Below are 12,860 nucleotides of genomic sequence, written 5' to 3' on the forward strand. Positions count from 1 at the left end.
ATGCAACATAAAAAGCTGGAAAACGGAGCGACTCCGTTTTCCAGCTTTTTATTTGCGGTCTTTTTCGCTTAAAGAATCAATCGGCACATACATTTCTATATGGCCAGCTAAGTTTTCGAACACGGCCGGCAGCAGTCCACCGTACTCACCGTCCAAATTCAACAGCACCCGCTCTTCAGTGGTTACCGTAATTTTGCTGGCCTTTGCATAAATTACATGCGGATCTGATAAATGCTCCCCGCGCAATGCTAAAGAAGCCACGCGGATAAACTCTGCCATATTCAGCTCTTTTAAAATCAATAATGTGAATTTGCCATCATTGATACTGGCATCCGGTGCCAATTTTTCGAAGCCCCCAACTGAATTGGTCAATCCGATCAAAAACATCATCGCACTGTCATCGAAAATTTGGCCGTCGTACTCAATCCGGACACGCGAGGAACGGATCGAAGGAATCATTTCAATGCCTTTCAAATAATAGGCCATTTGGCCAAGCACTGTTTTCAATTTACTCGGCACCTCATAGGTCAACTCAGTAAGCCTGCCTCCGCCAGCAATATTGATGAAATAGCGGTCATCGTTCATCAGACCGATATCCACGGGGATTGACTCCCCTTTCAAGATGATGTCTACTGCCTTCGTGATATCACGAGGAATATGGACGGCACGGGCAAAGTCATTGGTCGTCCCCATCGGAATAAGGCCGACTTTAGGACGGTTTTCAAATTTAGCGATGCCTGAAACAACTTCATTTAATGTACCGTCTCCACCAACAGCGATTACCAAATCAAACTTTCGCTCAACAGCAAATGTCGCCGCTTGAATTGCATCGCCCTCACAGGTGGTCGCATGGCAAGATGTTTCATAGCCAGCCTTTTCCATTTTCTCTAAAACTTCAGGCAGGTGTTTCCGGAATAGCTCACGGCCGGAAGTTGGGTTATAAATAATGCGTGCACGTTTCATCAGATTCAGCCTTTCTGGACTTTCTGTAAAAAATAAGAAAACACGATTTCCATCAAGAAACCTGGCAGTGTGCCCCAGTTTCCTTTGTGGATAAATCATCCTCTTTATTTTAACGCTTTTTCAAATGCCTGGCGCAAATCTTCAAAGACAATTTGCCAAAAATCTTCCTTATAAACAAAGCCGTCCGAAATCTCCCCGATCACGGTTTTTACGTGAAGCTCGTATTGCGGATCCCCTTTTTCGGGAAGCACTGATTTTTTCTCATCGACAAACTCCTGGACTTTAGGCGCTCTTGGCCCCCAATCTCCAAGAACAGTGCCTTCTGCTGACAGGATGATGTACTTAGGAATTGAACGTCCATTGTTTGTTAAGTAACGGTCCATCAATTCCAGGTTTTCATCGCGGTATACGCAACGGACTTCTAAACCAGCCGCATCTGTTATTTTTCGCAGGATGGCATTGTTCATCATGGCATCTCCGCACCAGTCTTCGGTAATGACCAAGATATGAGGTTTTTTTTCTTTCAGCAAAGCCATAAATTCCGAATCTTCCGGAAGCTTGAACTTTTCATAAATGCTGTAGGACTTTTGCTGGTTCGACTCCATTTGAGCCATATAGCTTTCTAAGGTAATGCCATTATCAAAATACTGCTGCTCCGTCATCATACAATCACGTCTCCCTTTTCCTGCATTGCCGCTAACTCGGACTTCCACTCCCAACTCGGAAGTTTTTTGTTCCTTCTATATTCCATTAAACTGTCATGCAGCCGCTGGGTAATAAAGCACATTCCATCAGCCAGAACTTGTCTTTATTACCAGTTTACTGTTCTGCGGCAAAGTCTTCAAGGCTGAGATGCAGATACCATGTTTTACAGCGGTAATTGAAATGGGAAAAGATGACCATCGCAGTAATGACGCCTCTAGTCGATGCTTGGTTCCCGACAACGCAATAACGCGCTCACTGCATACAATCATTAAAAAAGGATGGCCCATAACGGACCATCCTTTTGCCTATCTACAACTTTTTTTATCTTTTTGCAATTTCTTCAAGAAGGATTTTATTGAGCAGCGGCGGATTCGCCTGCCCTTTTGTTTGCTTCATGATTTGCCCGACAAGGAATCCGATTGCGCGGTCTTTGCCGTTTTTAAAGTCTTCGATCGATTGCGGGTTGCTGTCGAGTGCCGTTGTGACAAATTCACGCAATGTGTTTTCGTCCGAAATCTGTACAAGCCCTTTCGCTTTGACGATGTCGTTCGCATCGCCGCCTTTTTCAATCAATTCCTTGAAGACTTTCTTGGCGATTTTAGATGAAATCGTACCATCTGTGATCAGTTTGATCATGCCGGCCAAACCTTCAGGAGTCAATGCTGTATCTTCCAGCTCTTTTTGCTCAGCGTTCAGATAAGCCGATACTTCGCCCATCAGCCAGTTGGATGCCAATTTCGCATCAGCCCCGGCAGTTACCGTCGCTTCAAAGAAATCGGAAATCGGTTTCGCCAGCGTCAGTACCATGGCATCATAAGAAGACATGCCAAGCTCCGATACGTAGCGGGCTTTACGGGCATCCGGCAATTCCGGAATTTCAGCACGGACACGCTCTAACCAAGCATCGTCGATGATAATGTCGACTAGATCCGGTTCTGGGAAGTAACGATAATCGTCAGATCCTTCTTTGATGCGCATCAACAAGGTTTTCCCGGTCGATTCGTCATAGCGGCGTGTTTCCTGCTCAATGATTCCACCTGCAAGCAGCACCTGCTCCTGGCGAACCTGTTCATGCTCAATGCCTTTGCGGACAAAGTTGAATGAATTCAAGTTCTTCAATTCTGTCTTCGTACCAAATTCATCCTGGCCGAATGGGCGAAGCGAGATGTTTGCGTCGCAGCGCAATGATCCTTCTTCCATGCGTACATCGGAAACACCCGTGTATTGAATAATCGCTTTGATTTTTTCCAGATAAGCATAAGCTTCATCAGCTGTGCGGATATCCGGCTCTGAAACGATTTCAATTAACGGCGTGCCTTGCCGGTTAAAGTCGACCAATGAATGGCCATTGCCAGTGTGCGTCAGTTTCCCAGCATCTTCTTCCATATGAAGGCGCGTAATGCCGATGCGTTTCTTCTCGCCTTTTACTTCGATTTCAATCCAGCCATGCTCACCGATCGGCTGATCAAATTGGGAAATCTGATAAGCTTTCGGATTGTCTGGGTAGAAATAGTTTTTGCGGTCGAACTTGGTATGGCGGGTAATTTCGCAGTTTAATGCCAGTGCCGCTTTCATTGCCCAATCTACTGCACGCTTGTTGACTACCGGCAAAACGCCCGGATAGCCAAGGTCAACGACATTCGTATTGGTGTTTGGTTCAGCACCAAAATGAGCAGGTGCTGGAGAAAACATTTTCGATTCTGTTTTTAATTCAACGTGGACTTCAAGCCCGATGATCGTTTCGAAATTCATTGTGCTGCTCCCTCCCAAGTTTGAGGAGTTTTTTTATGGAAATCAGTTGCTTGTTCAAATACATCAGCAACACGGTATACCGTTTCTTCATCAAAATATTTCCCAATAATCTGCAGCCCCAATGGCAAGCCATTTTCAAATCCACATGGGATTGAAATTGCCGGCACGCCTGCAAGGTTGACTGGAATCGTCAAAATATCGTTGGCGTACATCGTCAATGGATCATCGATGATTTCACCGATTTTGAATGCCGGTGTCGGCGTTGTTGGGCCAATAATAACATCGTATTTTTCAAAAGCATCGTCAAAGTCTTTTTTGATCAAAGTACGGACTTTTTGTGCTTTCTTGTAATAAGCATCGTAATATCCTGAGCTCAGTGCGTATGTGCCAAGCATTATGCGGCGCTTGACTTCGTCGCCAAATCCTTCAGAACGGGTATTCATGTAGAACTCAAGAAGGTTTCCGGCTTTCTCGGTACGGTAGCCATAACGGATTCCGTCAAAACGGGAAAGGTTGGAAGATGCTTCAGACGAAGCCAACAAATAATAAGTAGCCAAGGCGTATTTTGAATGCGGCAGCGAGATTTCTTCGCAGATCGCGCCTCGCTCTTCCAGCACTTTCAATGCATCATGGACAGCTTGCTTTGCTGCTTCACCGACGCCTTCAGCAAAATATTCTTTTGGAACACCGATGCGCAAGCCTGTAATGTCGCCTGTCAATGCAGCAGCGAAATCAGGTACTTCCACGTTGGCAGAAGTTGAATCTTTATCGTCATGCCCGGAAATGGCATTCAATAACAATGCATTGTCTTTTACCGTTCTTGTGATTGGCCCAATTTGGTCCAATGAAGAAGCGTATGCAATCAGGCCGAAACGGGAAACCCGTCCGTAAGTCGGCTTCATGCCGACTACGCCGCAGAAAGCTGCAGGCTGGCGAATCGATCCGCCGGTATCCGAGCCCAAAGTGAATGGCACTTCTCCTGCTGCAACTGCAGCAGCAGAGCCGCCTGAAGAACCGCCAGGAACGGTTTCAAGATTCCATGGATTTTTAGTTTTTTTGTAATACGAGTTTTCATTGGAAGAACCCATTGCGAATTCATCCATATTCAATTTGCCGACTGTTACCATTCCGGCTTCTTTTAACTTTTCCACCACAGTGGCATTGTAGATCGGGTTGAAACCTTCAAGGATCCGGCTCGAAGCCGTTGTTTCCAGGCCTTCAGTTACGATATTGTCTTTTACTCCGATTGGCAATCCAAACAAAGGTCCGCGTTCAGCAAACGGTACTCCATCCATTTCTTTCGCCTGTTGTGTTGCGCGGTCTTTATTCAGTGCCAGAAAAGCATCCACTTTCGGCTCGAGGGCCTCGATGCGGTCAAACGCTTTTTGGGTCAATTCAGCAATCGTTGTTTCTTTTGTATGTATCATTTCCTGCAATTGTGCAGCAGTTTTATCCACCAATGACATCTATGGTTCCTCCTTCCGGCTACTCTAAGATTGTTGGGACTTTTACTTGTCCGCCTTCGTGCTCTTTTACGTTTTTCAAAACCAAGTCGCGGTCCAATCCAGGAATGGATTTGTCTTCACGCAATACGTTGACCATTTGCAAAACATGAGTGGTCGGTTCAACATTTTCTGTATCCAGTTCGTTTAGCAATTCCATTGCATTCGTAATTGCTTCCAGCTGATCTGCAAAATGTTCCGCTTCTTCATCAGTAATTGCCAATCTCGCCAAATGAGCGACTTCGATCACTTCTTCTTTAGTCATTTTCGCCATTTTTATACACCTCCGGATTCAGTAAACATACGCTATATCATAACATTTTTCTAAAAAAATGAATAGGGACAGCCGCATGGCCATCCCCGTTTTCATGCAATTTATTCATAAATGTGAACAAATGGTTCGGTTTCCCCAGCTTTTCGCAACACCAATGCCTCAGGGCCGTTGGTGGAGGTCACACTGACTTCCACCAATACATTTTCAGGGAAATGTTCGCCGACAAGCCCCGTTACATATTGCGTAAATCCGATTACTTCGGCTGCTCCATAAAACTGAATTGGGATTTCAATCTTAAGTTCCTTTAATTCATTTTCCTGATAAAATCCTGTGCCGATCACACTGGTAAAATTGGAAAAGTAAATTTCAACATCCTGTTTGAAGTTGCGGAATGCCGTATCAATATCACGGTAGCGTTCATCTGTACCTGCCGTCGGGAATAGCACATAGGCTTCATTCACTGCCGTCCAATTTGCAACGGCTTCTTGGCCGCCTGGAGCTGCCCCGTATGAGAAGTAAGTGCCGGGCACCATCGCGTTGCGGGAATTTTGCTCGAAGAGCCCAACAACAATCGGCACATCGCCCAGCCCTTCTTTTTCACGCAGTCGCTTGACGATTTCATCCGCCATTCGCTTGCCTTCTTTTTCAATCTGTTCCCGTGGAATTTCTTCTTCATAGGAGATTCCATCTTCCGAACTGTAATACACCGAATTCAACGCCAAGCCGACTGAAATTCCACCCAGCCGAATTGTCTCTTCATCAGTCTTCACTAAATAGTTCTGTTCAATGACATGGGCCAGTATTTCAGCGGGTGCCCGATCGCCCGCCTCTTTTTGTGCTGCAGTTCGTTCATCAGCCGCATTCAAACCAGCCGGATTGTCCTTGCTGACCCGCTGCAGCCAGGCAGTCACGTCTTCATCCGTAATTTTTTGGCCTTCCTGGAAGTAATAATCATCAGGAGAAAATTGCTTTTGGGACAACCGCAGCAAGCCGTTTTCAGTCTCGGTAATATCATAGCGGGAGTTTAGGCGATTGACGATTTTCCCTCTCGTGGCGCTTTCTTTATATGGCAGAAGTGTACGGTAAAACTGATCATCCAACTGCATGCTCGGAATGATTGCCGTCTCTACTTCTTCTTCTTCATTTATCACTTCCGTTTCTTCATCGGTCCCGGAAGGAACACATCCCGTTAACAGCAGCAAGCTGATCGGAATCCACCATATGCGTTTCATGTTAAAATCCCCTTATTTGTTCAATTCCTCAACGAGACGTTCTTCGTCCCATATGGCCACCTTCAGCTCCAGTGCCTTGTCGAGCTTGGAACCTGCTTCTTCGCCGGCAATCAGCAAGTCGGTTTTTTTGCTGACGCTTCCGGACAGTTTGCCGCCAAGCGCTTCGATTTGTGCGCTGGCTTCCTGCCGGGTCAGTTGCTCCAGCTTGCCGGTCAATACGATTTTTTTGCCTGCGAATGCATTGGCTCCTGCTTCCACGCGAATCCGTGTGCCGGTGTATGTTAAGTTGACGTCAGCCTCACGCAAACGTTCCATCAATGCCCGAACTTCTTCATTATCAAAATAAGCAACGACGGAATCGGCCATTTTCTCGCCGATTTCGTGGATTTCAACCAGCTCTTCTTTTGATGCTTTGATCAGCTGCTCCATTGTACCGAAATGCTCGGACAAAATACGCGCACCTCTTTCACCTACATGGCGGATGCCAAGGCCGAACAGCAGTTTCTCCATAGAATTGCTTCTCGAAGCATCAATGGCCGAAATCAGGTTAGAAGCCGATTTGTCGCCCATGCGGTCCAGCTCGAGCAGCTGTTCTTTGGTCAACTTGTAAATATCGGAAATGTCCCGGATCAGCCCTTCCCGGTATAATTGCTCAATGACTTTTTCGCCCAACCCGTCAATATTCATGGCGTTGCGCGAGACAAAATGAATCAGCCCTTCGGTAATTTGTGCGGGGCATTGCGGATTAACGCAGCGAAGAGCGACTTCTCCTTCGATGCGGACAAGCTCGCTGTCGCAAGCCGGACAATGGGTCGGCATCTCGAAAGGCAACTCGTCCCCTGACCGCTGCTCAACGATGGCCGAAACCACTTCCGGAATGATGTCTCCCGCTTTTCGGATAATAACTTTGTCGCCGATGCGAATATCCTTTTCCTTAATCAAATCTTCGTTATGCAAAGAAGCCCGTTGGACAGTCGTGCCTGCGACAGAAACCGGATCCAGTATAGCGGTCGGTGTGACCACACCTGTACGGCCAACACTCAATTCAATGTTGCGAACCGTTGTCATCACTTCTTCGGCAGGGAATTTGTAGGCCGTGGCCCATTTCGGGCTTTTTGCTGTGAAGCCAAGATCCTGCTGATGAAGAAAGCGATTGACTTTGATGACGATGCCGTCAATTTCATAAGATAGCTTGGTGCGGTTTTCTGTCCACTTCTCGATATAAGCCAGAACTTCTTCAACACTCGTGCAAACTTTTCGCTCTTCGTTGGTTTTAAATCCGAGCTCAGACAGGTAACCGAGCGATTCATCATGTTCAGAAAGATTGTAAGTTTCTCCGTCTCCACCAATTCCATAGATGAAGACGTCCAGGTTGCGGCTCGCCGCAACTTTCGGATCCAATTGGCGCAGCGATCCAGCAGCGGCGTTTCGCGGATTGGCAAAAAGCTCCTCACCCCGCTCGCCCCGCTGTTCGTTCAAGGCAAGAAAGGATCCTTTCGGCATGAAGACTTCGCCGCGTACCTCAAGTGTAGCCGGCTGCTTTAATTTTAGTGGAATCGACTGGATGGTCCGCAAGTTGACAGTGATGTCTTCACCGATGCGTCCGTCGCCACGCGTGGCGCCTCTGACAAATTTCCCGTCTTCATACATGAGTGACACTGCAAGGCCATCAATCTTCAACTCACAGACATACTCAATCCCGTCGCCTGCGCCGCTGCGAACCCGTTTGTCGAATTCGCGCAGATCCTCTTCACCAAAGACATTGGATAGGCTGAGCATCGGCCGTTCATGTGTCACTTTGGCAACCGTCGAAATCGGTGTTCCACCGACGCGCTGGGTCGGAGAATCCGGAAAAACCAAATCAGGGTAAAGTGTTTCCAAGTCGATCAATTCGTTCAGCATTTGATCGTAGATGGCATCCGGAACAGCCGGCTTATCCAAAACGTAATAAGCATGGCCATAGTTCCGAAGCAGTTCGTTCAATTCGTTTACGCGTTCTTCCGCTTTTATGCGATCCATACGGTTTCCTCCCGATTACACTTTTTCAATCGGCGCAAATTTGGCCAATAGCCGCTTGATGCCGACAGGGCTTGGAAATGCAATATCCAGTTCGGTTTGTTCGCCTTCGCCTTTGACGCTGACGACCGTTCCGGTGCCCCATTTTTTATGTGTTGCCCGATCACCGGTTTTCCAGCCGAGCTTGTCTCCGCCTGACTGATTATAGCCGGGGCGTGCCACAGCCGCACGTCTTGGTGCCTGTCTGTAGCTGGTAGCTGCACCTGCACGGTGATGCGCCGTTGTCTGTTCGATCAAGTCTTCTGAAATCTCCGAAATAAAACGGGACGGCATATTGAAATTGCTTTTTCCGAACAGCGTACGGGAAGATGCATGCGTCAAATACAGACGTTTCTCGGCACGGGTAATCCCGACGTAAGCGAGTCGCCGCTCTTCTTCCAATTCTTCGTCGTCATTATTCGAACGTGCATGCGGAAAGACGTTTTCTTCCAGTCCGATAATAAAGACGACAGGAAATTCCAGCCCTTTTGCAGCATGCATCGTCATCAAGATAATTGGTCCATCAGCATCTTCTTCGTCATCCAAAGAATCAATATCTGAAATGAGCGCCAAATCTGTCAGGAAAGCAACGAGCGACTTGTCATCGCTTTGCTTTTCGAATGCTTTGGTCACCGACAGGAACTCTTCCAGGTTTTCAAGTCGGCTTTCGCCTTCGATTGTTTTGTCGATTTGCAGCATCTGGCGGTAGCCTGATTTTTTCAACACTTCCTCAACCAGCTCAGTAACCGACAAATATTCCTGCATTTGCGTAAAGCTGTCGATCATCGTACGGAATTCCAGGGCGGTTTGCGCTGTTTTGGGGGTCAGCCCCATAAAGTCAGCTTCCTGCAGCGAATCCATGATCGTGCGGTCCTGCTCAATCGCAAAACGCGCCATCTTCTCAAAAGAAGTCGAGCCAATCCCGCGCTTTGGTTCATTGATGACACGGGCGAGCGACAAATCGTCGTCGTTGTTTGCGATCAGCCGCAAATACGCCAACAGGTCTTTGATTTCTTTGCGGTCATAGAACTTAGTTCCCCCAACGATCGTGTAGGACATATTCGACTTGACAAACATTTCCTCCATAATCCGGGATTGGGCGTTGGTGCGGTAGAGAATGGCAAAATCCGACGTCTTGTAATTGTCTTCATCCATCAACCTTTGTATGGTCTGCACAACGAATTGTGCTTCCTGACGCTCATCTCCCGCTTTGTGCAAGGTAATCGCAGGGCCTTCATCGTTGTCGGTCCGCAGTTCTTTCGGATAGCGGCTGGTGTTTTTTTGAATCACATCATTCGCCGCCTGCAAAATGCGTTTAGTCGAGCGATAATTCTGCTCCAGCATGATCACTTTGGCATTCGGGTAATCTTTCTCGAATGACAGGATGTTGGTGATGTCCGCTCCGCGCCAGCGATAAATTGACTGATCCGAATCGCCGACCACACAAATATTTTTGAACTTGCTGGCCAATTTTTGGACCAGCTGATACTGGGCATTGTTGGTATCCTGATACTCATCCACATGGATGTAATGGAATTTATTTTGGTAAAACTCCAGCACTTCAGGAACCGTATTGAACAAATTCAGCGTTGTCATGATCAAGTCATCAAAATCGAGCGACTGGTTTTTCTTCAACCGCTTTTCGTATGCTGTGTAGACATCAGATACCGTTTTTTCATACGGGTTAAACTGATTCATGTCCGCCGCAAACTGCGCTGCATCGATGCATTCGTTTTTTGCCGATGAAATGGCATTCAGCATTGTTCGGGGTTCATACTTTTTCGGGTCCAGGTTTTGCTGCTTTAATACATTCTTAATGACCGTTAATTGGTCGGTCGTATCCAGAATCGAAAAGTTTCTCGACATGTCTAAGCGGTCGATATCGCGCCGCAAAATCCGTACGCACATCGAGTGAAATGTGGAAGCCCACATGCGCTGGCCTGTTCCGTGACCCAGTAATCCATCAATCCGGTTGCGCATTTCGCGTGCTGCCTTATTGGTGAACGTAATCGCCAGAATATTGGATGGGTAAACTTGTTTTTCCAGCACCAAATAAGCGATTCTGTGCGTCAGCACACGGGTTTTGCCGGATCCCGCCCCTGCCATGATTAATAGAGGCCCCTCAGTCGTCTTGACGGCTTCTGCTTGTTCCGGGTTCATTCCGTTCAGTAAGTTTTTCGTTATCAATTCCATTGTGCACCACCTCGAACGTTCGTTCTTATTATTATAACGATTAGTCAGCCGTTTCCGCAACTGCCTCTACGGTTTCAATCGCTTTATCAATATTTTCATAAATAATATTGCCGACTACAATGGTATCTGCGGCGTTTAACGCCGCGACCGCTTTGTCAGCTGAATCGATGCCGCCGCCGTAAAACAAACGGGTTTCAGCAAGGACCTCTTTCACTTTCCGGACCAGCTTCATGTCTCCATAAACACCGCTGTACTCCATGTAAAAAATAGGCAGCCGGAAAAAATGTTCTGCCAGGCGCGCATAAGCCAAAACCTCATCCGCAGCCAGCTGTGTTTTCGCGCCAGTCAATTTGGCTGCTTTGCAATCTCCATTTAAAATGCAATAGCCTTCCGGAATCAGTTCATTCCAGTCCAGAATTTCGCCATATTCGCGGATTGCTTGATGATGAAGGCCTTTTATCCACTTCGGATCATCGCTGTTGAGCACTGTCGGGATAAAGTAATAGTCAAAGCCCGGCGCCACTGAATCGATGGCTGATACTTCCAGCACCATCGGCAGCCCGTAGCTTTGCACCCGTTCCGTTAAATGAAGGACATTGTCGAGTGTGACATTGTCGCTGCCGCCAATCAAGATGGCATCAGTCCCGGATCTGCAAATTCGTTCCAAATGTCCATCCGCTATCTCTTTTGCCGGATCTAATTTAAAGACATGCCGCCATGTTTTGAAATCCATCTCGTTTCACCCAACTTTGCATCATTTATCATCAATTTATTATAACAAAAAAACCGAACAGAGTCGGTTCTCTGTTCAGTCTTTTGGCAGTTCAAACGGTTTTTCGTCAGGATAAAGGCGTCCCAGCATTTCATCATAACCGTCATTGCCGTAGTTCAGGCAACGGCGGACACGGGAAATGGTCGCCGTGCTTGCACCTGTTTCATTTTTTATTTTTTCGTACGTTTTTTTCATGCGAAGCATGTGGGCCACTTCCAGCCGCTGTGACAGCGATTGAATTTCACTGATTGTGCATAGATCATCAAAGAAACGATAAGCTTCTTCTTTATCCTTCAAGGCCAGCACAGCTTCGATCAACTGATCGGTCTGATGGCCTCTGATTTTATCAACTTGCATGCAGCTTCAACATCCTTTCATTGCTGTGATCATCATGGCGTATAACTGACGGATCTTGCCATGCCGGGAGAAGAGGGAATGATGTGGATCCAGGTTTTCCCCGGAACCAAGTCCACCGTTTCTCCATCTGCTGTCGGCACAAGCTTGCCGTCAATCGAACTCCACTCTATCTCACGCACACCGCCGCCCTGGAAAAGCAGGGCATTCCCGCCGCTTGCCAAGTCGATTGACTGCCGCCCTTCGGAATCAACAGTTTGGTGCTGCGCTTCAAAAACCAGAACATTTGAAACTTCGACTGTTTCCAGGGTCTCTTTATCGGTTGTCGGTACGCCTCCGGACGATCGGCTGTAAAGATGTGATTGGGTATCGTATGTAAAGTCACTGAAAAACAGCTCATTTGTCCCGTACTCCACTCTTACCGAAAGAGCCTGTTTCTCAAGTTTATCATTTCCAGCCGAACCAGAGAAATGATAAGGCGAGTTTCCGCTGTATTCGGGAGAAGCCTGCACATTTTCCATAGCCGTTTCAATGTTATCCAAAGAGATATAGGAGTTATGCGGCGCGATGCGATCAGATGATCGCTCAAAAAGGGTACCGTCATGATCGATGCCGTTTACATGATCAACCACTCCTGATTCCAGCATCACTTGGGCATCCGGGCTATAGCCGTGAGCCACAAAAAAAGCATCATAAGCAGCAGCAAGCTCAACAAAATATTCCCTCGCACTGCGCATGGGACCAAACGTATCCGGAAAATCACTTTGGTAAAGCGCGACAAACCGCGTAATGTCGTACTCTGCAATCATTTCAAAAACGATGTCCGCTTCCCTAAGCCCTGTCTGCGGACGGGCATCTGGATGGTTATTGATAACCGCCATAACAGTTCGGCGATTCGCCGGCGGCACTGCCTCTTCCCCGGTAAAAGGAGCAAATGTTAAAGCATCATCGATTGATGGCTCTTCGACAGGGTCCTCCTTTAAAATCAGCCAAAATCCTGCGGCAAAAACCGCGAGCACAACTACGATCCCAATTATGAGCGCCCAGTTTTTCATAAG

Annotated in this window: 11 protein-coding genes; all 11 read right to left on the minus strand. The window is 47.2% G+C overall.

Annotated elements, in window-relative coordinates:
* Window positions 1-48 precede the first annotated feature (48 nt).
* The 11 genes from QOZ98_RS17170 to QOZ98_RS17220 all read right to left on the minus strand — a co-directional run bounded on the left by QOZ98_RS17170 (window position 49) and on the right by QOZ98_RS17220 (window position 12,857).
* Complete coding sequence (locus QOZ98_RS17170) at window positions 49-963, minus strand: diacylglycerol kinase (protein WP_308788523.1); 915 nt, start codon at window positions 961-963, stop codon at window positions 49-51.
* Between the two features lie 104 nt (window positions 964-1,067).
* Window positions 1,068-1,628 carry a thioredoxin family protein gene (locus QOZ98_RS17175; protein WP_308788524.1) on the minus strand — a complete coding sequence of 187 codons (561 nt, stop codon included), beginning with the start codon at window positions 1,626-1,628 and terminating at the stop codon, window positions 1,068-1,070.
* A 361-nt stretch (window positions 1,629-1,989) separates the two neighbouring features.
* Window positions 1,990-3,420, minus strand: a complete 1,431-nt coding sequence (gene gatB, locus QOZ98_RS17180; RefSeq protein ID WP_308788525.1) for an Asp-tRNA(Asn)/Glu-tRNA(Gln) amidotransferase subunit GatB — start codon at window positions 3,418-3,420, stop codon at window positions 1,990-1,992.
* Complete coding sequence (gene gatA / locus QOZ98_RS17185) at window positions 3,417-4,847, minus strand: Asp-tRNA(Asn)/Glu-tRNA(Gln) amidotransferase subunit GatA (protein ID WP_407676717.1); 1,431 nt, start codon at window positions 4,845-4,847, stop codon at window positions 3,417-3,419. The genes gatB and gatA overlap by 4 nt, the downstream gene beginning before the upstream one ends.
* A gap of 58 nt (window positions 4,848-4,905) precedes the next feature.
* Window positions 4,906-5,196: an Asp-tRNA(Asn)/Glu-tRNA(Gln) amidotransferase subunit GatC gene (gene gatC / locus QOZ98_RS17190; RefSeq protein ID WP_142829892.1), complete on the minus strand. Its 291-nt coding sequence runs from the start codon at window positions 5,194-5,196 to the stop codon at window positions 4,906-4,908.
* 101 nt (window positions 5,197-5,297) lie between these two features.
* On the minus strand, window positions 5,298-6,428 hold the full coding sequence (locus QOZ98_RS17195) for a CamS family sex pheromone protein (RefSeq protein ID WP_308788527.1): 1,131 nt from the start codon (window positions 6,426-6,428) through the stop codon (window positions 5,298-5,300).
* 12 nt (window positions 6,429-6,440) lie between these two features.
* Window positions 6,441-8,447, minus strand: coding sequence for an NAD-dependent DNA ligase LigA (gene ligA, locus QOZ98_RS17200; protein ID WP_308788528.1), 2,007 nt, complete (start codon window positions 8,445-8,447; stop codon window positions 6,441-6,443).
* A 15-nt stretch (window positions 8,448-8,462) separates the two neighbouring features.
* A complete protein-coding gene (gene pcrA / locus QOZ98_RS17205; protein ID WP_308788529.1) occupies window positions 8,463-10,676 on the minus strand; it encodes a DNA helicase PcrA in 2,214 nt (737 codons plus the stop codon).
* Between the two features lie 40 nt (window positions 10,677-10,716).
* Window positions 10,717-11,409, minus strand: coding sequence for a heptaprenylglyceryl phosphate synthase (gene pcrB, locus QOZ98_RS17210; protein WP_308788530.1), 693 nt, complete (start codon window positions 11,407-11,409; stop codon window positions 10,717-10,719).
* A 75-nt stretch (window positions 11,410-11,484) separates the two neighbouring features.
* Window positions 11,485-11,805 carry a YerC/YecD family TrpR-related protein gene (locus tag QOZ98_RS17215; protein WP_142829903.1) on the minus strand — a complete coding sequence of 107 codons (321 nt, stop codon included), beginning with the start codon at window positions 11,803-11,805 and terminating at the stop codon, window positions 11,485-11,487.
* Window positions 11,806-11,837: 32 nt separating this feature from the next.
* Window positions 11,838-12,857 carry a DUF3048 domain-containing protein gene (locus QOZ98_RS17220; RefSeq protein WP_308788531.1) on the minus strand — a complete coding sequence of 340 codons (1,020 nt, stop codon included), beginning with the start codon at window positions 12,855-12,857 and terminating at the stop codon, window positions 11,838-11,840.
* Between the last annotated feature and the right edge of the window lie 3 nt (window positions 12,858-12,860).

The organism is Planomicrobium stackebrandtii (genome assembly GCF_030814955.1).
Classification (GTDB): Bacteria; Bacillota; Bacilli; order Bacillales_A; family Planococcaceae; genus Planococcus; species Planococcus stackebrandtii.

Excerpts from the sequence above, each read along its gene's own strand:
- ligA (WP_308788528.1), bottom strand. The coding sequence starts at position 8,447 with ATGGATCGCATAAAAGCGGAAGAACGCGTAAACGAATTGAACGAACTG.
- pcrB (WP_308788530.1), bottom strand. The coding sequence starts at position 11,409 with ATGGATTTCAAAACATGGCGGCATGTCTTTAAATTAGATCCGGCAAAA.
- pcrA (WP_308788529.1), bottom strand. The coding sequence starts at position 10,676 with ATGGAATTGATAACGAAAAACTTACTGAACGGAATGAACCCGGAACAA.
- QOZ98_RS17215 (WP_142829903.1), bottom strand. The coding sequence starts at position 11,805 with ATGCAAGTTGATAAAATCAGAGGCCATCAGACCGATCAGTTGATCGAA.
- QOZ98_RS17170 (WP_308788523.1), bottom strand. The coding sequence starts at position 963 with ATGAAACGTGCACGCATTATTTATAACCCAACTTCCGGCCGTGAGCTA.
- gatA (WP_407676717.1), bottom strand. The coding sequence starts at position 4,847 with ATGATACATACAAAAGAAACAACGATTGCTGAATTGACCCAAAAAGCG.
- QOZ98_RS17175 (WP_308788524.1), bottom strand. The coding sequence starts at position 1,628 with ATGATGACGGAGCAGCAGTATTTTGATAATGGCATTACCTTAGAAAGC.
- QOZ98_RS17220 (WP_308788531.1), bottom strand. The coding sequence starts at position 12,857 with ATGAAAAACTGGGCGCTCATAATTGGGATCGTAGTTGTGCTCGCGGTT.
- gatC (WP_142829892.1), bottom strand. The coding sequence starts at position 5,196 with ATGGCGAAAATGACTAAAGAAGAAGTGATCGAAGTCGCTCATTTGGCG.
- QOZ98_RS17195 (WP_308788527.1), bottom strand. The coding sequence starts at position 6,428 with ATGAAACGCATATGGTGGATTCCGATCAGCTTGCTGCTGTTAACGGGA.
- gatB (WP_308788525.1), bottom strand. The coding sequence starts at position 3,420 with ATGAATTTCGAAACGATCATCGGGCTTGAAGTCCACGTTGAATTAAAA.